This is a genomic window from Saccharothrix sp. BKS2 (assembly GCF_047689505.1).
Lineage (GTDB): Bacteria > Actinomycetota > Actinomycetes > Mycobacteriales > Pseudonocardiaceae > Actinosynnema > Actinosynnema lopnurensis.
The window spans coordinates 346,062-365,562 of the sequence record NZ_JAUQOL010000006.1 but is presented as its reverse complement, the minus strand read 5'-3'; the positions used below and the strand labels follow the sequence as shown (position 1 = coordinate 365,562).

Sequence of the window (19,501 nt, the reverse complement as noted above, 5' to 3'; positions counted from 1 at the left end):
AAGGAGTTGCAGCCTTCTGGGCCTTGTTCCGCCCTTGTTGTCGTGATTTGGTGCACCTCGCCCCGGCGCTCGTCGGGGCGGGGTTTGCAAGATCTTGCGACAAGGAGGTCGCGATGCGTCGGGCCGTCGCCGCGCTCATCGCACTCGCCGTGGTGCCGTTCACACCACCGCCGATATCCGCCGCACCCGCCGGGCAGCGGCTCGCCGTGGGGGCGGTCACCGACCTCGCGCCCGGCGTGCGCGACGGGGACCGGCGGCTGGCCAAGGACGCCCTGCGCGACGACCTGACCGGTGAGCGGTTCTACTTCGTGATGCCCGACCGCTTCGCCAACGGCGACCGGGCCAACGACCGGGGCGGCACGACCGAGGCCGACCGGCTCAAGAGCGGCTTCGACCCCGCCGACAAGGGCTTCTACCACGGCGGCGACCTCAAGGGCCTCCAGGGCGAGCTCGACTACCTCGACGGCATGGGCGTCACCGCCATCTGGATGACCCCCATGTTCCGCAACCGCTGGGTGCAGGGCTCCGGCGACGACGTCTCGGCCGGCTACCACGGCTACTGGACCACCGACTTCACCCAGCTCGACCCGCACTTCGGCACCACCAACGACATGCGGCGGCTGATCCGGGACGCGCACCGGCGCGGCATCAAGGTCTTCTTCGACATCGTCGCCAACCACACCGCCGACCTGATCGACCACGCCGAGGGCGAGTACGGCTACGTCAGCACGGGCGCGGAGCCCTACCTCGACGAGCGGGGCAACCCGGTCGACATCGCCGAGATCGCCGGGCAGGAGGACTTCCCCCGGCTCACCGCGCCCTACACGCCGGTGGTCAAGGGCGAGAAGACCCCGGCCTGGCTCAACGACCCGCAGCTCTACCACAACCGGGGCGACTCGACGTTCAGCGGCGAGTCCGCCGAGTACGGCGACTTCCACGGCCTGGACGACCTCATGACCGAGCACCCGACCGTGGTCAGGGGCATGAAGCGGATCTTCACCAGCTGGATCGACACCCTGGGCATCGACGGCTACCGCGTGGACACCGTCAAGCACGTCAACATGGAGTTCTGGCAGGCGCTGGCCCCGCACGTGAAGCGGTACGCGGAGATGCGCGGCAAGCGGGACTTCTTCGTCTTCGGCGAGGTCTTCGACGCCGACCCCGCGTCCACCTCGCGCTACACCACCGAGGGCGGGATGCAGGCGGCGCTGGACTTCCCGTTCCAGAGCGGCGCGGCGACGTTCCTGTCCGGCGGCGGCGCGGACCGGCTCGGGCGGGTGCTGGTGGACGACGACCGGTACACCGACGCCGACTCCAACGCCTCCTCCCTGCCCACGTTCCTGGGCAACCACGACATGGGCCGCATCGCCTGGATGGTCCGGCAGGGCCGGCCCGGCGTCCCCGAGGCCGAGCTGCTGGAGCGGCTCAAGCTCGGCAACGCCCTGATGTACCTGTGGCGCGGCAACCCCGTCGTCTACTACGGCGACGAGCAGGGCTTCGCGGGTGGCGGCGGCGACAAGCTGGCCCGCCAGGACATGTTCGCCTCGAAGACCCCGGAGTACGCCGCCGAGGACCTGGTCGGCAGCGACCGGACCGGCGCGGTCGACAACTTCCGCACCGACCACCCGCTCTACCGGCAGCTGCGCGACCTGGCGCGGTTCGTCGACCGCGACCCCGTGTGGAAGGACGGCAACCAGGCGCTGCGGCTCGCGCAGGGCGACGTGATCGCGTTCAGCCGCACCGGCCGCGCCCAGCAGGTGGAGCACCTGGTGGTGGCCAACGCGGGCACCGCGCCCGCGACCGTCGAGGTGCCCGCCTCCGGCACCGGCTACCGACCCGTCTGGCCGGGCGCTGGCTCGCAGGTCAACGCCGTGGGCGGCCGGGTGCGGGTGACCGTGCCCGCGCTGTCGGCGCTGGTCCTGCGGGGCACCGGCACGCTGCGCGCCGCCGCGCCGGAGCCCACCCTGGTCGTCCCGTCGACCGGAACCGCGCTGGACGACCGGGTCGAGCTGCGCGCCGACGGCGTCACCTCGCCGTACGCGCAGGCCACGTTCGCCGCGCGGGTGGCGGGCGAGCGCGACTGGCAGGTGCTCGGCACCGACGACGCCGCGCCGTACCGGGTGTTCGCCGACCTGGCGTCCCTGCCGGGCGCGGCGGTCGGCCGGGAGGTCGAGGTCCGGGTGGTGGCGAAGGACGCCCGGGGCACCCTCGGCGCGGACGGCGCGAAGGTCGGCCTGGTCGCCGCGCCGCCGGTGGAGCCGCCCACCGCCTCCTCCTCGGACTGGCTGGTCGTGCACTACAACCGCCCGAACGGCGACTACGACGGGTGGGGCCTGCACGTGTGGGGCGACGTGGAGAGCGCGCCGACGTGGGACGCGCCGCTGCCGTTCGCCGGCGAGACCCCGTACGGGCGGTTCGCCTGGGTGAAGCTGAAGCCGGGCGCCCGCTCGGTCGGCCTCATCGCGCACCGCGGCGACGAGAAGGACACCGACGGGGACCGGTTCGTCGACCCGAGCGCGACGCCGCAGGTGTGGCTGGCGCAGGGGAACGCGGCCGTGCACCCCAGCGAGGTCGCCGCGACCGGCCGGGCCGTGGTGACGCACCTGGGCGACCCCGCCGGCGCGGTGGTCCGCGTCGGCACGACCGACCACCCGTTCACCGGGGGAGTGGCGAGCATCCCGACCACCTCGCCGGTGGAGTTCTCGGTGGTGCGCGGCGGGACCGTCGAGGCCACCGGCCGCACCGCCGGGCGGGCCTGGGTGAACGGCGGCGCGGTGCACGCGAGCCGGGCCGCGGCGGAGAACCGCGCGGTCATCCACTACCACCGCCCCGACGGCGACTACACCGACTGGACCCTCTACCACTGGACCGGCTCGCTGGAGCCCAGCCCCGGCTGGAACCAGTCGCGCGTGCCGGACGGCTCGGACGGGTTCGGCGCGTACTGGTCGGTGCCGCTGGAGCCCGGCGCGGCGGGGTTGAGCAACATCATCCACCGGGGTGACGCCAAGGACCCCGGTGCGGACCAGTTCCTGGACGTCACGGCCACCGGCCACGAGGTCTGGTACGTCTCCGGCTCGACCAAGCCGGACGGTTCGATCTCCTACGTGCTGCCGCCGTCCGGGGGAGAGGGCGTGGAGGACGACCTGAGCAGGGCCAAGGCCGTCTGGGTGACCAGGGACCTGGTCGTGTGGGACGTGCCCGTGGTGGCCTCCGACGGCTATCGCCTGGAGTACGACGGCAGGGTGCTGCGGCTGGAGCCGACCGAGGAGGCGGTGCCGGACGGGTTCCCGCACCTGCGCGGGATGCCGGTGTTCCGGGTGCGCGACACCGCGCGGGTCGACGAGGCGCTGCGCGGCAGGCTGTCCGCCGTGCACGTCGACCCGGGCGGTGGCCTGCGGCACCGCACGGGCGTGCAGATCGCCGGCGTGCTGGACGACCGGTACGCCGCCGAGGCCGCGAAGCTGACCTACGGGCCCGTGTTCGAGGGCGACCGGGTCACCGCGCGGCTGTGGGCGCCCACCGCGTCGTCGGTGCGGCTCCAGCTGTTCGACCGGCCGTCCGGCGACCCGGTCCGGGTCGTCGACCTGCGGCGGGACGACGCCTCGGGCGCCTGGTCGGCGTCCGGGAACTGGAAGGACCGCTACTACCGGTACGAGGTGACCGTCGCCGGGCGCGCGGTGACCGTCACCGACCCGTACTCGGTGGCGCTGTCGGTGGACTCCACCCACTCGCAGTTCGCCGACCTCGGCGACCCCCGCACCATGCCCGACGGCTGGGCCGGGGAGGTGGCGCGCGGGCTCGGCGGAGACCCGACCGAGCACGGCATCACCGAGCTGCACGTCCGCGACTTCTCCATCGGCGACGAGTCGGTGCCCGCCGCGGACCGGGGCACCTACAAGGCGTTCACGCACCGGTCGTCGACCGGCATGACGCACCTGCGGCAGCTCGCCGAGGCCGGGCTGGACACCGTGCACCTGCTGCCGACCTTCGACATCGCGACCATCCCCGAGAAGCGCTCCGACCAGCGGCAGCCGGCCTGCGACCTGGCCGCGCCGCCGCCGGACTCCCCGGCGCAGCAGGAGTGCGTGACCGCGGCGGCCGCGAAGGACGGCTTCAACTGGGGCTACGACCCGTTCCACTACGACGTGCCCGAGGGCTCCTACGCCACCGACGACGCGCAGGACGGCTGGGCCCGGTCGAGGCAGTACCGCGAGATGGTGCGGTCGCTGCACGCCAACGGCAACCGCGTGGTCGTGGACGTGGTCTACAACCACACGGCCGCGCACGGCGACGCGGCGACGTCCGTGCTGGACAAGGTGGTGCCCGGCTACTACCAGCGGCTCAACGCGGACGGCACGGTGGCCGACTCCACGTGCTGCTCGAACACCGCGACCGAGAACGCCATGATGGGCAAGCTCGTGGTGGACTCGGTGGTGCGCTGGGCCAGGACGTACAAGGTCGACGGGTTCCGGTTCGACCTGATGGGCCACCACCCGAAGGCGAACATCCTGGCCGTGCGGGCGGCGCTGGACGCGCTGACCGTCGAGCGCGACGGCGTGGACGGCCCGGCCATCCGCGTCTACGGCGAGGGCTGGGACTTCGGCGAGGTCGCCGGCAACGCCCGGTTCGAGCAGGCCACCCAGGCGAACCTGGCGGGCACCGGCATCGGCACGTTCAGCGACCGGCTGCGCGACGCGGTGCGCGGCGGCGGCCCGTTCGACGAGGACCCGGGGGTGCAGGGCCTGGCCTCCGGCCTGGCGGGCGACCCGAACGGCTCGCCGGCCAACGGCGACGTGGCCGCGCGGCTGGCCAACTACACCGACCTGGTGAAGCTGGGCATGGCGGGCAACATGGCGTCCTACCGGTTCGACTCGACCTCCGGCGGCGTCGTCAGCGGCCGGGACGTGCCGTACAACGGCTCGCCCGCCGGGTACGCGGGCTCGCCCGCCGACGTGATCACCTACGTGGACGCGCACGACAACGAGACGCTGTTCGACTCGCAGGTGTTCAAGCTGCCCGCCGGCACGTCCATGGCGGACCGGGTGCGGATGCAGAAGGTGGCGCTGGCCCCGGTGCTGCTGGGCCAGGGGCAGCCGTTCCTGCACGCGGGCGCGGAGTTCCTGCGCTCGAAGTCGCTGGACCGCAACAGCTACGACTCCGGCGACTGGTTCAACCGCTACGACCCGTCGCTGCGGGACAACGGGTTCGGGCGCGGCCTGCCGCCGGCGGCGGACAACGAGGACAAGTGGCCCTACGCGGCCCCGCTGCTGGCCGACGCCTCGCTGAAGCCGTCGTCGGCGGACATGCGGACGGCCGTGGACAACACGCTGGAGCTGCTGCGGATCCGCCGGTCCTCGCCGCTGTTCACGCTGGGCGACGCGGCCCTGGTGCAGCAGAAGCTGTCGTTCCCGGCGGCCGAGCCGGGCGTGGTGGCGGCGCTGCTCGACGACACCGCGGGCCCGGACGTCGACCCGGCCCTGGACGGGATCCTCGTGGTGGTGAACCCGTACCCGGTGGAGAAGTCGGTGACCGTCGCCGGGGCCTGGCGCAACCACGAGCTGAGCGGTGACCGGGCGACCGTGGCCGACGGCTCGGTGCGCGTGCCCGCCCGCTCGGTGGTGGTCCTCGTCCGCTAGCGATCGGCGCTCTCCCGGCGCCGGTCAGTGGTCGGCGAGCTCGACGCGTGACCGGACGTCCTCGGCGCGCAGGATGCGGAACCCCCGCTCCTGCGCGCCGAGCACTTTGAGGAACCCGGGACTGGTCTCCACCACGTAGGCCTCGAAGGTCCCGTCGGTGGTCTCCACGCGCTCGCGCGGCACCCACGGCGTCGCCACGACGGCCGCCACGACCAGCGCCACCGCCCCCACCACCCAGCCGAACCGCCGCAGCACGAACACCGCGCCCGACCACCGCCTGAGCAGCACCAGCACGACGGTCAGCACCACCGCGGCCACCGGCACCCACCAGCGGTGGTAGGTCAGCACGTGCGCGACCAGGAACGCCACCAGCACCGCCACCGCCAACGGCGCCGTGCGCGACTTCGTGCCGACGGCGTAGAAGACCGTCAACGGCAGCACCAGCACCAGCAGCGCGCTGCTGATGCGCGAGTCGGCCATGAACGTCCCCAGGAACAGCCCCGGCGCGTCCTCCAGGTCCAGCGTGTGCAGCAGCGCGAACGCCACGTGCCAGTCGTAGTGCGCCACCGCGAGCAGGCGCAGCAGCACGAACACCACGGCGCCCACCGTGACGGCGGGCGCCAGGTGGGGCTTCTCGGTGGTCACGGCGGACACTGTGGCAGCCCCGGCTACCCTTGGCCGCAGTTGCACGACCCCCCACGAAGGAGTATCGACCGCCGTGAGCGAGCGCACCCTGGTCCTGGTCAAGCCCGACGGCGTCAGCCGCGGCCTGGTCGGCGAGGTCATCTCCCGCATCGAGCGCAAGGGCCTCAAGCTGGCCGCCCTGGAGCTGCGCGTCGTGGACCGCGCGACGGCCGAGCAGCACTACGCCGAGCACGACGGCAAGCCGTTCTACAACGACCTGGTGGAGTTCATCACCGGCGGTCCGCTGGTCGCGCTGGTCGTCGAGGGCACGCGGGCGATCCCGGCGTTCCGCCAGCTGGCGGGCGGCACGGACCCGGTGGAGAAGGCCACGCCGGGCACCATCCGGGGCGACTTCGGGCTGGAGGTCCAGTTCAACCTGGTCCACGGCTCGGACTCGCCGGAGTCGGCCGAGCGCGAGGTCAAGCTCTGGTTCCCGAACCTCTGAGCCGCCTTTCCGACGGCCCGGGACCCCGAGGGGTCCCGGGCCGTCGGCGCACCTAGCCCATCTCCACCCGGATGTCGGCGCCGTCCTTCTGCACGAGGACGCGGCCCCGGCCCGGTTGCCACCCCGCCGGGACGAGCAACCACTCGCCGCGCCCGTTGCGCATGATCAATCGCAGTCCCGTGCACCGGTGGCGGAACTTCTCGTCCGCGTCGTCGATCCGCGCGCACGACACGCTCGGATCCTCGACGGCGAGCCGGTGGGCGCTCACCACGACGACGTTCGGCCACCGGTCGAGCCCGGCCGCCACCTCCTCGGCCGCTTGGCGGCCGACGAGGTCCGCGTACCAGGCCGCGGTGTTCACCGCGCCCGCGAAACAGATCCCGATGAGGGCGAACGACATCAACCGGTGACCGGTCGACGCGGCGGCGTGGTGCTCCGCCCAGACCGGGTCGAACCGGGGCAGCAGCGCGGAGGTGTAGGCGGCGGTCGCCGCGCACAGGAACAGCGCGGGTGAGAGGAATGGTTTCACCGCGTCGGCCAATTCGGCGTAACACAGCCAGCCGACCACCACGGCGGCCGTCGCGCACAACGCGGTCCGGCGAACAGCGACGAGTGCCCGCAGGGCGTTGTGCCGGGGCCTGCCGCGGAGCGCGTGAAGTCGTCGGACGAGTCTGTGGTGCGTGGTCAGGGCGGCCATGAGGAGCAATGCCATGACCAGCACGGCGGCGACCGCCGAGTTGGGGCTGCGCAGCAGGTAGTCCAGCGGCACGAAACCGACCACGCTGGGGTCCACGCCGAAGTACCAGGCGGTGGCGGCGGCGCGGGACCACCCCAGGTGGTAGAGCAGCACCGCGATGACACCGGTGTACGCCAGCACCGCGGCCACCAGGTGCCACGGGCCCTTCGGCGGCGGGCCTGGTTCGCTCACGCCGGCCGCCACGGGGTGCCGGTCGGCCGACCCGGCTCGGTGGTCGCCGTCGAGGTGGGCGAGGGTGCCGCAGGAGAATCGTCATTGGTCCAGAACGGTTCCCGCACCGGTCGCCGCGAGGGCTCCCAGCCGCCAGGGGCCGGGTGGGCCGGGTTCGGCGTCACCGGGGTGGCCGTGGTCGTGGCGGTCGGCGGAGGAGCGGTCGTGGTGGTGGGCGGGGTCGGAAGGGGCCGGTCGGCGGACGGCGCCGCGGACGGATGGCCCGGTGGCGGTTGAGGTGCCGCCGAGCGCTGTGCCGGGCCGGGCGTCGGCGAGAGCGCGGTCGGCGGGACCGGCGCGGAACCCGTCGCGGGAATCGTTCCGGGGACGGGGTGCGGGATGTCCTCGGTCCGCAGTGGCGAACAATTGGTCAAGACCACCACGGTCGCCATGAGCGCCATCGGCAACGCGATTCTCATCGATCTTCTCTTCTGCGCTTGAGGCTCGACAGAACTCGAAAGCAGGACTGTAGCCGAGTGGATTCCGTTCCGACTCCCGGTTCACCCCGGTCGGCGAAACCGCAGTTCTGCGGTATTTGTTCGAAGTAATTCCGGGGCCGGTCGCACCGACCTGCCCGCCACCACCCGCGCCAAAACGACTCGGTGCCTGTCGTACCCCGCCGCTACCGTGATCGCGTGACCACCACCCTCGTCGAGGCCAAGGCGCTGACCAAGCACTTCGGCACGTTCGAAGCCGTCCGCGGGATCGACGTGGAGGTGCGCAAGGGCGAGGCGTTCGGCTTCCTCGGCCCCAACGGCGCCGGCAAGTCCTCCACCATGCGCATGATCTCCTGCGTCTCCCCGCGCACCGGCGGCGAGCTGAGGGTCCTCGGCCTGGACCCGGACACCGACGGCCCGCGGATCCGCGCCCGCCTCGGCGTCGTGCCCCAGCAGGACAACCTCGACGCCGAGCTGACCGTCCGGCAGAACCTGGAGGTCTACGGCCGCTACTTCGGGCTCAGCCGCAGCGCGGTGCGCGAGAAGGCCGTGGAGCTGATGGGGTTCGCCCAGCTCACCGACCGCGCCGACGCCGAGGTGGAGCCGCTGTCCGGCGGTATGAAGCGGCGGCTGACGATCGCCCGCTCCCTGGTCAACGACCCGGAGCTGCTGCTGCTCGACGAACCCACCACGGGCCTCGACCCGCAGGCCCGCCACCTGCTGTGGGACCGGCTGTTCCGGCTCAAGCAGTCCGGCGTCACGCTGATCATCACCACCCACTACATGGACGAGGCCGAGCAGCTGTGCGACCGGCTGGTGGTGATGGACGGCGGCCGGATCGCGGACGAGGGGGCGCCCGCCGAGCTGATCCGGCGCCACTCCACCCGCGAGGTGCTGGAGCTGCGCTTCGCGCCGGGCGAGCAGAGCGCCACCGAGGTGCGCGACCTGGCCGAGCGGGTGGAGGTGCTGCCCGACCGCGTGCTGCTCTACACCGCCGACGGCGAGGCGGCGCTGGCCGCGGCCCACGCGCGGGGCGTGCGGCCGGTGTCGAGCCTGGTGCGCCGCAGCAGCCTGGAGGACGTGTTCCTGCGCCTCACCGGCCGGACGCTGGTGGACTGACCGGTGGAACCACGAGTGCTGGGCTTGTTCCGCGCCGCGCTGATCGCGGTGGAGAACCACTGGACCTGGTACCGCCGCAACTGGCGGGCCACGGCCGTCTCGAACTTCCTGCAACCGGTGCTGATGCTGCTCGCCATGGGCCTGGGCTTCGGCTCGCAGGTCCGGGTGGGCGAGGCCACCGGCGGCCACCCGTACGTCGTCTTCCTCGCGCCGGCGCTGCTCGTGCTCTCCGCCGCGCAGAGCGCCATGTTCGAGTCCACCTACGCGGTGCTGTCGTCGTTCAAGTGGCAGAAGACCTTCTTCGGCGTGGTCTCCACCCCGGTCACGCCCGCGCAGGTGCTCTACGGGCAGCTGCTGTGGATCGCGTTGCGCCTGGCCGCCGGCACCGCCGTGTTCCTCGGCGTCGCCGCCGCGCTGGGCGCGGTCACCAGCCCCTCCGCCGTGCTCGCGGTGCCGTTCGCGGTGCTGGCGGGCATGGCGTTCAGCGCGCCCGTGGTCGCCTTCACCGCGACCCGGGAGAAGCCGGACTCGTTCAACGCCCTCTTCCGGTTCGTGCTGATGCCGATGACCCTGTTCACCGGCGCGTTCTTCCCGCTGGACCAGCTGCCCGCCTGGCTGCACCCGCTCGCCTGGGTCACCCCGGTGTGGCACGGCATCGAACTGGCCCGCGGCGCCGCGTTCGGCACCCTCGGCGCGCTGCCCGCCCTCGGCCACGTCGCCTACCTGGTCGCGCTGGTGGTCGCGGGCGTCGTCCTGGGCCGTCACCTCTTCCACCGGAGGCTCACCGCATGACCCGCACCCTCGACCCCGTCGAGCCGCGGGCCCGCGGCGGCCTGCTGCTCCGCGTCGTCCCGCCCGGCCTGTACGCGGGGCGCCCGCACGCCCTGGTCGAGCGCTCCTACCTGGTCAACCGGCGGGCGTGGCTGGCGGTGGTCTCCGGCTTCTTCGAGCCGCTGTTCTTCCTGCTGTCCCTCGGCTTCGGCTTCGGGCAGCTCGTGGCCACCGTCCAGGGCCCGGCCGGGCCGGTCGACTACGCCGCGTTCGTCGCGCCAGCCCTGCTCGCGGCCTCGGCGATGAACGGCGCGGTGTACGACGCCACGTTCGGCCTGTTCTTCAAGTTCAAGTACGCGAAGGTCTACGACGCGGTGCTGGCCACCCCGATGGGCCCGGTCGACATCGCGGTCGGCGAGGCCCTGTGGTGCCTGCTGCGCGGCGGCCTGTACTCGGCGGGCTTCCTCGGTGTGATGCTCGCGTTCGGCCTGGTCGACTCGCCGTGGGCGCTGCTCGCGCTGCCGGTGTGCCTGCTGGTCGCGCTGGCGTTCGCCGCCGTGGGCATGGCCGCGGCCACCTTCATGCGCTCCTGGCAGGACTTCGACCTGGTCCAGCTGGCCGTGCTGCCGCTGTTCCTGTTCTCGACCACGTTCTACCCCCTGTCGGTGTACCCGGGCTGGTTGCAGGCCGTGGTCCGGTGCACGCCGCTCTACCACGCGATCGAGCTGCTCAGGGGCCTGACCACCGGTTATGTCGGCTGGGACGACCTGGGCCACGCCGCCTACTTCGTGGTGATGGCCATCGTCGGGGTGGCCGTGGCGGCGCGCCGGCTGGGGAGGCTGCTGCTGACCTGAGCGGGGCGGCCGAGGGCGCCGGGGCCACCGGTTACCCTGGACGGCGTGAGCGTCGAGTCGGTCTTCCCCGCCCTGGAACCGCTGCTGCCCAGGGTGTCCAAGCCGGTGCAGTACGTCGGCGGGGAGCTCAACGCGACCGTCAAGGACTGGGACGCCGCCGCCGTGCGGTGGACCCTGATGTACCCCGACGCCTACGAGGTCGGGCTGCCCAACCAGGGCGTCATGATCCTGTACGAGGTGCTCAACGAGCAGCCGGACGTGCTGGCCGAGCGGACCTACGCGGTCTGGCCCGACCTGGAAGCGCTGATGCGCGAGCACGGCGTGCCGCAGTTCACCGTGGACGGGCACCGCCCGGTCGGCGCGTTCGACCTGTTCGGCGTCAGCTTCTCCACCGAGCTGGGCTACACGAACCTGCTCAACGCCCTCGACCTCGCGGGCATCCCGCTCCACGCCGCCGACCGCACCGAAGACCACCCGATCGTGGTGGCCGGCGGGCACGCCGCGTTCAACCCGGAGCCCATCTCCGCGTTCGTGGACGCGGCCGTGCTCGGCGACGGCGAGGAAGCCGTCCTGGAGATCACCGACATCGTCCGGCGCTGGAAGGCCGAGGGGCGCCCCGGCGGGCGCGACGAGGTCCTGACCAGGCTCGCCGAGACCGGCGGCGTGTACGTGCCCCGGTTCTACGACGTGGAGTACCTGCCTGACGGCCGCATCCAGCGCGTGGTGCCCAACCGCGAGCGCGTGCCCTACCGGGTGTTCAAGCGCACCACGATGGACCTCGACGCGTGGCCGTACCCGAAGCAGCCGCTGGTGCCGCTGGCGGAGAGCGTCCACGAGCGGATGAGCGTGGAGATCTTCCGCGGCTGCACCCGCGGCTGCCGGTTCTGCCAGGCGGGCATGATCACCCGACCGGTGCGGGAGCGCTCCATCGAGGGCATCGGCGCGATGGTGCAGCGCGGCCTGGAGGCGACCGGCTTCGAGGAGGTCGGCCTGCTGTCGCTGTCCAGCGCGGACCACTCGGAGATCGCCGAGGTCACCAAGGCCCTGGCCGACCGCTACGAGGGCACCAACACCAGCCTGTCGCTGCCGTCGACGCGCGTGGACGCGTTCAACATCGACCTGGCCAACGAGCTGTCCCGCAACGGCCGCCGCTCGGGCCTGACCTTCGCCCCCGAGGGCGGCAGCGAGCGCATCCGGCGCGTGATCAACAAGATGGTGTCCGAGGAGGACCTGATCCGCACGGTCAGCGCCGCGTTCGGGGCCGGCTGGCGGCAGGTGAAGCTGTACTTCATGTGCGGCCTGCCCACCGAGACCGACGACGACGTGCTCCAGATCGCGGAGATGGCGAAGAACGTCATCCGCGCGGGGCGCGAGGTGTCCGGCCGCAAGGACGTCCGCTGCACGATCTCCATCGGCGGGTTCGTGCCCAAGCCGCACACCCCGTTCCAGTGGGCGTCCCAGTGCGACCCCGACACGGTGGACGACCGCCTGCGCAAGCTGCGCGAGGCGGTGAACTCGGACCGCTCGCTGGGCCGCAACATCGGTATGCGCTACCACGACGGCAAGCCGTCGCTGATCGAGGGCCTGCTCTCGCGCGGCGACCGGCGCATCGGCCACGTCATCGAGCGGGTGTGGCGCGAGGGCGGCCGGTTCGACGGCTGGTCCGAGCACTTCTCCTACCAGCGGTGGGTGGACGCGGCGGCGGCCGAGCTGGAGCCGCTGGGCGTGGACCTGGCCTGGTTCACCACCCGGGAGCGCGAGGAGCTGGAGGTCCTGCCCTGGGACCACCTCGACTCCGGCCTGGACAAGGAGTGGCTCTGGGCCGACTGGCAGGACGCGCTGGACGAGCGGGAGCAGGACGACTGCCGCTGGACGCCGTGCTTCGACTGCGGCGTGTGCCCGGCCATGGGCACCGACATCGAGGTGGGCCCGACCGGCCGCGCGCTGCTGCCGATCTCGCCGGTGGGCAAGGGCTCGCCGGTGCGCAACCCGGCGCTGTCCAAGCACTGACCCCGTCCCGGGGCTCCCTCGGGGGCCCCGGGACCGCGGAGAACTACCCCTGGACCGCCGCCAGCGCGTCCACCATGCCGTGGCCGTAGAAGCCGTTGTACTCGGAGTAGCCGGTGCAGTAGGCGTCCTGCGCGCCGGTGCCGTTGAGGTCGTAGTCGGCCGGGCACGGCAGCGTCTCCGCCTGCTGGTTGAGCATCCGGTTCAGCTCCGGCACGTCGGCCCGGGGGTGCTTGGACGCCAGCAGCGCGGCCACCCCGGACACGTGCGGCGCGGCCATCGACGTGCCGCACGAGTAGTCGTAGCCCGCGGGCACGGTCGACAGCACGCACCCGTTCCGGCCGTCGTCGGGCGGCTGCCTGCGGTCGCCGCCCGGCGCGGTCACGTCCACCGCGCCCAGGCCGTAGGAGCTGTACCCGGCCTTGACCTGGTCCGCGCCCACCGAGGACACCGCCACCACGTTGCGCAGCTGCGCGGGCAGCACCAGGCAGGAGCTGTCCACCGGCCGCGGCTTGACGTCCTCGGTCGCCGCGTTGGTGGGGCTCTGGGCGTCCAGGGAGGGTTTGGTCAGGTCGGCCGCCGAGTTGCCCGCCGCCGCCACGGTCAGCACGCCGCGCGCGGTGGCGTGCTCGACCGCGCGCCGCACCGCCTCGTAGACCACCGCCTGGCCCGCCTTGTCCTGGCAGGTGAACACCCAGGGGTCGATGAAGTAGCTGTTGTTGGTGATGGTCATGCCCCGCTCGGCGGCCCACATGAACCCGCACACCGCGTACTCGGGGTAGATGAACCCGTCATCGTCCACGACCTTCACCGACGCGATCCGCACGCCCGGCGCCACGCCCGTGGTGCCCAGGCCGTCGTCGGCCGCCGCGATGACGCCCGCCACGTGCGTGCCGTGCGCGGACGTCGTGGGCGACCAGGACGCCCGCGCCGGGTCGGCCGCGCCCGTGGTGCAGCCCGCGGACAGCTCCGGGTCCAGCGCGCCGACCAGGTCCGGGTGGGTCGGGTCGATGCCCGAGTCGAGCACGCCGACCACCACGTCCCGGCTGCCGGTGCTCACCGCGTGCGCCTCGGCGGCCCGGATGAGGTCCATGTCCCACTGCTCGGCCGTGCGGTCCACCGCGCCCTCGGCCGTGCGCGGGCCCGTGACCTCGTCGTCCTTCTTGCGGGCGGGCGCGCCGGTCCGCTTGGACAGGCCGTCGAGCTGCGCGCTGTAGGCCCGGCCGGGGCCGACCCGGTCGCCGAAGCCGGGATCGGGCGAGACCGCCACCGCGACCGCGATCTCCGGGTAGTAGGCGGTGGCCGCGCCGCACGCGCCGCCGATCCGGGCCTCGGCCAGCGGCGCGCTGGTGCCGGGCTCGAAGACGACCAGGTAGCGGAGCGGGGAGCCGTGCTCGACGCAGTCGACGGGCGGCGGCGCCCCCTCGGGGGCGGCCTGGGCGCTCGCGGTGACCGCGAGGCTGCCCGTCGCGAGCAGCGCCGCGCTGATCGCGACCGCTCGGACGCGGCGGAGCAGAGGCACTGTGGACCTCCATGACTCGGACCGGCTCGACCGGCCGGCCGGTGTGACCGCTGTCGCCGGACGGTAGTCAGGCTGCGCGGGGCAGACAAGGTCAACGGTGTCGAACGCGTCCAAGGTACCGTCCTCGTGGAGCAGGAACGTGGACCGTTGGGGTGCTCACCCCCGAACGGGCACCACCCGGGTACCCAGGAGGAGTCGCACTGAGCCGCCAGCAGCAGCCCAACCCGTCGGCCGCGCCCGTGCAGAGGCTCCGGCTGCGCTACGCCAAGCGCGGCCGGTTGCGGTTCACCTCGCACCGCGACATCGCCCGCACCTTCGAGCGGGCCCTGCGCCGGGCCGGCGTGCCCATGGCGTACTCCCAGGGCTTCAGCCCTCACCCGAAGGTGTCCTGGGTGGGCGCGGCGCCGACCGGCGTGGCCAGCGAGGCCGAGTACGTCGAGGTCCAGGTCGTGGAGCGGTTGGACCCCGACGCGCTGCGCGACGTGCTCGACGCCGTGCTGCCGCCGGGGCTGGACGTGCTGGAGGTGGTCGAGTCGGCGGGCGGCAACCTGCCCGAGCGCATCGACGCCGGCGCCTGGCGGCTGGAGCTGCCCGGCGTGTCGCCCGAACGGTTGACCGAAGCGGTGGCCGCGCTGCTCGCCGCGCCGTCCGTCGAGGTCGAGCGGTTGACCAAGGACGGGCGCCGGGTCCTCGACGTGCGGCCCGCCCTCGTGTCGGCCCAGGTAGAGGTGCATTCGAGCGACGCGGGACACGATGCCGGGGATTTGTCACAACCGTGTGGGATACTCATGACGGTCGTACGGCAGACAACGCCTACCGTCCGACCCGATGACGTGCTGAGCGCGCTCAGAGTCGTCGCCGACCTGGTTCCGCCGGTGCCCGCGAAGGCGACCCGGATGGCGCAGGGGCGGCTCGACGATGAAGGCGGCCTGGTCGACCCGCTGGCCCTGGACAGGGTGGCGGAGGAGGTCTGACCGGGCAGCCGGAGCGGCGCTGACTGCGTCGTCGAGGAAGAGTCGCAGTCGACCTGCTGTGCCCGCGCGCCCCACAGCGAGCGCCACAGCGCGAGGCAAGGATTCCCGCCGCCAGCCGCGGCGGTGAGTGACGAGAGAGGCCCCTGCGCGGCCGCGTCGGTCGAGACGCGCCCGGGGGCGGAGGAGCTGCTTTGTCGAACACGGAAAAGCCCGCCGGCGGCGCCGGCGGGGGTAACGCCACACCTGTGCGCCCCGACCTGTCGGAACTCCCGGCCAAGCTCCGGGTGCACGCGCTGGCGAAGCTGCTCAACGCGAGCAGCAAGGACGTCCTGGCGGCCTTGGCCGACCTCGGCGAACCGGTGCGCAGTCCCCAGTCGAGCGTGGGCCGGGACCTGGCGCTCAAGGTGGCCGAGAGCCTGCTGAACTGGGACGACATCGTCACCGGCGAGGTCGACGAACAGACCGAGGAACCGGTGGTGATCGCCCGCGAGGTGGCGCCGCTGGCCCCGCTGTTCGCGCCACCGTCGGCGGTGTTCCTGCCGCCGGCGCCCCCGGTGGTCGAGCCGCCCGCGGTCGAGGAGGACGACGCCGAGCACGACGTCGACGAGCACGACGACGACGCCGGTGACGAGGGCGAGGGCCGTCGCCGCCGCCGTCGTGGCCGTCGTGGTCGTGGCCGCGGCAAGGGCGTGGGCGACGAGCACGACGACGAGCCGGGCTCGGAGGAGGCCGCCGAGGCCCCCGAGGTCGAGGCCGAGGCCGAGGAGCCCGCCGCCGACGACGACGAGGGCGGTTCCAGCCGCCGGCGCCGCCGCCGCCGTCGCCGCAAGACCGGTGTGGAGGACGAGGCCGCGCCGGGCGAGGACGACCCGCCGAACACGGTCGTGCACGTCCGCGAGACGCGGGACGCCCGCGACGACAAGGCCGACTCCGAGGCCGCGCAGAGCGAGGTGCGCAGCGTCCGCGGCTCCACCCGGCTGGAGGCCAAGCGCCAGCGCCGCCGGGACGGCCGCGAGGCCGGCCGCCGCCGCGCCCCGGTGCTGTCCGAGGCCGAGTTCCTGGCCCGCCGCGAGGCCGTGGAGCGCACGATGGTGGTGCGCGAGCGCGGCGACCGCACGCAGATCGGCGTGCTGGAGGACGGCGTCCTGGTCGAGCACTTCGTCACCTCGGCGGGCTCCGGCTCGCTGGTCGGCAACGTCTACCTCGGCCGGGTGCAGAACGTGCTGCCCTCGATGGAGGCGGCGTTCATCGACATCGGCCGGGGCCGCAACGCGGTGCTCTACGCGGGCGAGGTCGACTGGGACGCGGCCGGCCTGGAGGGCAAGGCCCGCAAGATCGAGCAGGCCCTGTCCACCGGCGACAGCGTGCTGGTGCAGGTCACCAAGGACCCGGTCGGCCACAAGGGCGCCCGGCTGACCACGCAGATCAGCCTGCCCGGCCGCTTCCTGGTGTACGTGCCCGGCGGCGGCGCCACCGGCATCAGCCGCAAGCTGCCCGACAACGAGCGCAAGCGCCTCAAGGACATCCTCAAGCGCGTCGTCCCCGAGGACGCCGGTGTCATCATCCGCACCGCCTCGGAGGGCATCGCCGAGGAGGAGCTGGGCCGCGACGTGACCCGCCTCCAGGCCCAGTGGCAGGTCATCAAGGACAAGGCGGGCACGCCCAAGGCCCAGGCGCCGCAGCTGCTCTACGAGGAGCCGGACCTGCTGGTCAAGGTCGTGCGCGACCTGTTCACCGAGGACTTCTCCACGCTCGTGGTCCAGGGCTCGGACGCCTGGGACACCATCGACGGCTACGTGCGCCACGTCGCCCCCGACCTGCAGGAACGGTTGCGCCGGCACGTGGGCAACAACGACGCGTTCGTCGAGTACCGCATCGACGAGCAGCTGCTCAAGGCCCTGGACCGCAAGGTCTGGCTGCCCTCGGGCGGCTACCTGGTCATCGACCGCACCGAGGCGATGACGGTCATCGACGTGAACACCGGCAAGTTCACCGGATCGGGTGGAAATCTCGAAGAGACGGTGACGCGCAACAACCTGGAGGCGGCCGAGGAAATCGTCCGCCAGCTCCGGCTGCGCGACGTCGGCGGCATCATCGTCATCGACTTCATCGACATGGTGCTGGAGTCGAACCGCGACCTGGTGCTGCGCCGGCTGACCGAGTGCCTGGGCCGCGACCGGACCCGCCACCAGGTGGCCGAGGTGACGTCGCTGGGCCTGGTGCAGATGACCAGGAAGCGGGTCGGCACGGGCCTGCTGGAGGCGTTCTCGGCGACCTGCGAGCACTGCCGCGGGCGTGGCGTGATCGTGACGACCGACCAGGTCCACTCCCACGGCGGTGGTGGCGGCGGTGGCGGTGGCAACAGCGGTGGCAACGGCAACGGTGGTAGCGGCAACAGCGGTGGTAACGGCGGTGGTCAGGCCCAGCAGCAGGGCGGTGGCCGCAAGTCGCGCCGCGGCAAGTCCGCCGAGGTCGTCGAGCCGGTGGCCGAGCCCGTGGTCGAGGTCCCGCAGCCGGTGACCGAGCCCACCCCGGCCCCCGTCGGGGAGCCGCAGGCGACGGAGCCGTCCACCTCGGACGAGCCCCTGGCCGCCGTGATCGAGGAGGAGTCCGCCCCCGAGGCGCCCAAGCGCGAGCGCCGCCAGCGCCGCCGGGCCCGCCGGGAGGCCGGTGCCGTGGTCAAGCACGGTTCGGAGCACGCCGCCGAGACCGATCAGGCCGCTGACCAGGTTCCCGCCGGTCAGGTTCCTGCCGGTCAGGCCCCCGCTGTGCAGGCTCCTGCCGACCGAGCTCCCGCTGGTCAGGTTTCTGCGGACCAGGCGCCTGCCGTGCAGGCTCCCGCCGCGCAGGCCCCGGCTGTCCAGGCTCCTGCCGACCCGGTCTCCGAGGACCAGGCGCAGCCCACGACCGGGAGGTCGTCGCGGTCCGGGCGGTCGTCGCGGAAGCGGGCCACCGAGGCCCCCGCCGTCGAGCAGCCCAAGGCCGTCGAGCAGCCCAAGGCCGTCGAGCAGCCCAAGGCGGCTGAGCAGCCCAGGGCGATCGAGGAGCGGCCCGCCGGGACCACCCCGGAGGTCCAGGTCCCGGAGCAGCCGCTCAACGGCCACGCCCCGGACGCCGCGCCCCCCGTGACGGCCGGTCGTCGACGCGCCCCGCGGCGTGCCGCCTCCCGTCCGGCCGGTCCGCCGCTGGGTGGGGTCAAGGAAGCCTGAGCGTTCCGCCTCGGGGGGCCACCGCGTACGCGGTGGCCCCCCGAGGCAGCTCCGGCGCAACGGACCCCGTCCCTGCGGTGCTCCCGGGCAGCTCCGGCGCAACGCTCTGAGCAGGGAAAACCCGGTCTACCCACCCCGGTTTGACCCCGCTCACCACCGCCACGTAACCTGATACGCGGCCCGCCATCCGGTGGGCCCTGTCGCGTGAAGCCCAGCCCGCTCGCTCAGTGCGGCTCAGGCGCGCGCGTCCCGTCCCGTCGAGTAGCAGGAGACTTCCGTCCCGATGTACGCGATCGTCAAGACCGGCGGCAAGCAGTACAAGGTGGCTGTCGGCGACGTCATCGAGGTCGAGAAGCTCGAAGGCGAGCCCGACTCCGAGATCACCTTCGCGGCGCCGCTCCTCGTTGTGGACGGTTCCGACGTCACTTCCGACGCCGACGCCCTGGCGAAGTTCTCGGTGACCGGCAAGGTCGTCGAGCAGACCAAGGGTCCCAAGATCCGCATCCACAAGTTCAAGAACAAGACCGGCTACCACAAGCGCCAGGGTCACCGCCAGAAGCTGACCCGCGTCGAGGTCACCGGCATCACCGGTAAGTGAGGATCTGACTAGCCATGGCACACAAGAAGGGCGCATCCAGCTCCCGCAACGGCCGTGACTCGAACCCCCAGTACCTCGGGGTCAAGCGGTTCGGTGGTCAGGTCGTCAAGGCCGGCGAGATCCTGATCCGCCAGCGCGGCACCAAGTTCCACCCCGGCGTGAACGTCGGCCGCGGCAAGGACGACACGCTGTTCGCCCTGACCCCCGGTGCGGTCGAGTTCGGCGTCAAGCGCGGTCGCAAGACCGTCAACATCGTTCCGGCCGGGGTCGCCTGACCT

The 19,501-nt window shown here is 72.8% G+C and carries 13 protein-coding genes; 10 read left to right on the top strand and 3 right to left on the bottom strand.

All coding sequences use genetic code 11. The features are described 5' to 3' along the window. The first annotated feature begins 113 nt into the window (after window positions 1-113). The gene (gene pulA, locus Q5530_RS15315) at window positions 114-5,636 is read left to right on the top strand and encodes a pullulanase-type alpha-1,6-glucosidase (protein ID WP_415362867.1); all 5,523 of its coding nucleotides are present in this window, start codon (window positions 114-116) and stop codon (window positions 5,634-5,636) included. A 24-nt stretch (window positions 5,637-5,660) separates the two neighbouring features. Here pulA and Q5530_RS15310 read toward each other — a convergent pair whose 3' ends face one another. After that, complete coding sequence (locus Q5530_RS15310) at window positions 5,661-6,281, bottom strand: hypothetical protein (RefSeq protein ID WP_415362865.1); 621 nt, start codon at window positions 6,279-6,281, stop codon at window positions 5,661-5,663. A 73-nt stretch (window positions 6,282-6,354) separates the two neighbouring features. Here Q5530_RS15310 and ndk point away from each other — a divergent pair, with 73 nt between their 5' ends. Then, on the top strand, window positions 6,355-6,765 hold the full coding sequence (gene ndk / locus Q5530_RS15305; RefSeq protein WP_380636787.1) for a nucleoside-diphosphate kinase: 411 nt from the start codon (window positions 6,355-6,357) through the stop codon (window positions 6,763-6,765). Between the two features lie 52 nt (window positions 6,766-6,817). On the opposite strand, the gene Q5530_RS15300 is transcribed toward ndk, so the two are convergent. Then, window positions 6,818-7,693: a hypothetical protein gene (locus Q5530_RS15300; RefSeq protein ID WP_415362864.1), complete on the bottom strand. Its 876-nt coding sequence runs from the start codon at window positions 7,691-7,693 to the stop codon at window positions 6,818-6,820. A 674-nt stretch (window positions 7,694-8,367) separates the two neighbouring features. Between Q5530_RS15300 and Q5530_RS15295 the strand changes: the two genes are divergently transcribed. The 4 genes from Q5530_RS15295 to Q5530_RS15280 are packed head-to-tail and all read left to right on the top strand — an operon-like array spanning window position 8,368 to window position 12,923. Continuing rightward, window positions 8,368-9,288: an ABC transporter ATP-binding protein gene (locus tag Q5530_RS15295; protein WP_415362863.1), complete on the top strand. Its 921-nt coding sequence runs from the start codon at window positions 8,368-8,370 to the stop codon at window positions 9,286-9,288. Between the two features lie 15 nt (window positions 9,289-9,303). Then, a complete protein-coding gene (locus tag Q5530_RS15290) occupies window positions 9,304-10,080 on the top strand; it encodes an ABC transporter permease (RefSeq protein WP_415362862.1) in 777 nt (258 codons plus the stop codon). Further along, the gene (locus tag Q5530_RS15285; RefSeq protein ID WP_415362860.1) at window positions 10,077-10,913 is read left to right on the top strand and encodes an ABC transporter permease; all 837 of its coding nucleotides are present in this window, start codon (window positions 10,077-10,079) and stop codon (window positions 10,911-10,913) included. Before Q5530_RS15290 ends, Q5530_RS15285 begins: the two co-directional genes overlap by 4 nt. 45 nt (window positions 10,914-10,958) lie before the next feature. Further along, the gene (locus Q5530_RS15280) at window positions 10,959-12,923 is read left to right on the top strand and encodes a TIGR03960 family B12-binding radical SAM protein (protein WP_415362859.1); all 1,965 of its coding nucleotides are present in this window, start codon (window positions 10,959-10,961) and stop codon (window positions 12,921-12,923) included. Window positions 12,924-12,966: 43 nt separating this feature from the next. Here the strand turns inward: Q5530_RS15280 and Q5530_RS15275 are convergent, their stop codons facing one another. Continuing rightward, the gene (locus tag Q5530_RS15275) at window positions 12,967-14,442 is read right to left on the bottom strand and encodes a S8 family peptidase (protein ID WP_380636778.1); all 1,476 of its coding nucleotides are present in this window, start codon (window positions 14,440-14,442) and stop codon (window positions 12,967-12,969) included. 239 nt (window positions 14,443-14,681) lie between these two features. Here Q5530_RS15275 and Q5530_RS15270 point away from each other — a divergent pair, with 239 nt between their 5' ends. From Q5530_RS15270 to rpmA, 4 genes are all read left to right on the top strand, one after another. Continuing rightward, window positions 14,682-15,416 (top strand): TIGR03936 family radical SAM-associated protein, encoded by a 735-nt coding sequence (locus Q5530_RS15270; RefSeq protein WP_380636775.1) that lies wholly within the window; start codon window positions 14,682-14,684, stop codon window positions 15,414-15,416. Window positions 15,417-15,607: 191 nt separating this feature from the next. Then, window positions 15,608-18,625, top strand: coding sequence for a translation initiation factor IF-2 N-terminal domain-containing protein (locus Q5530_RS15265; protein WP_415362857.1), 3,018 nt, complete (start codon window positions 15,608-15,610; stop codon window positions 18,623-18,625). Window positions 18,626-18,908: 283 nt separating this feature from the next. Continuing rightward, a complete protein-coding gene (gene rplU / locus Q5530_RS15260; protein ID WP_344036671.1) occupies window positions 18,909-19,223 on the top strand; it encodes a 50S ribosomal protein L21 in 315 nt (104 codons plus the stop codon). A 14-nt stretch (window positions 19,224-19,237) separates the two neighbouring features. Continuing rightward, the gene (gene rpmA / locus Q5530_RS15255) at window positions 19,238-19,498 is read left to right on the top strand and encodes a 50S ribosomal protein L27 (protein ID WP_380636770.1); all 261 of its coding nucleotides are present in this window, start codon (window positions 19,238-19,240) and stop codon (window positions 19,496-19,498) included. Window positions 19,499-19,501: the final 3 nt, after the last annotated feature.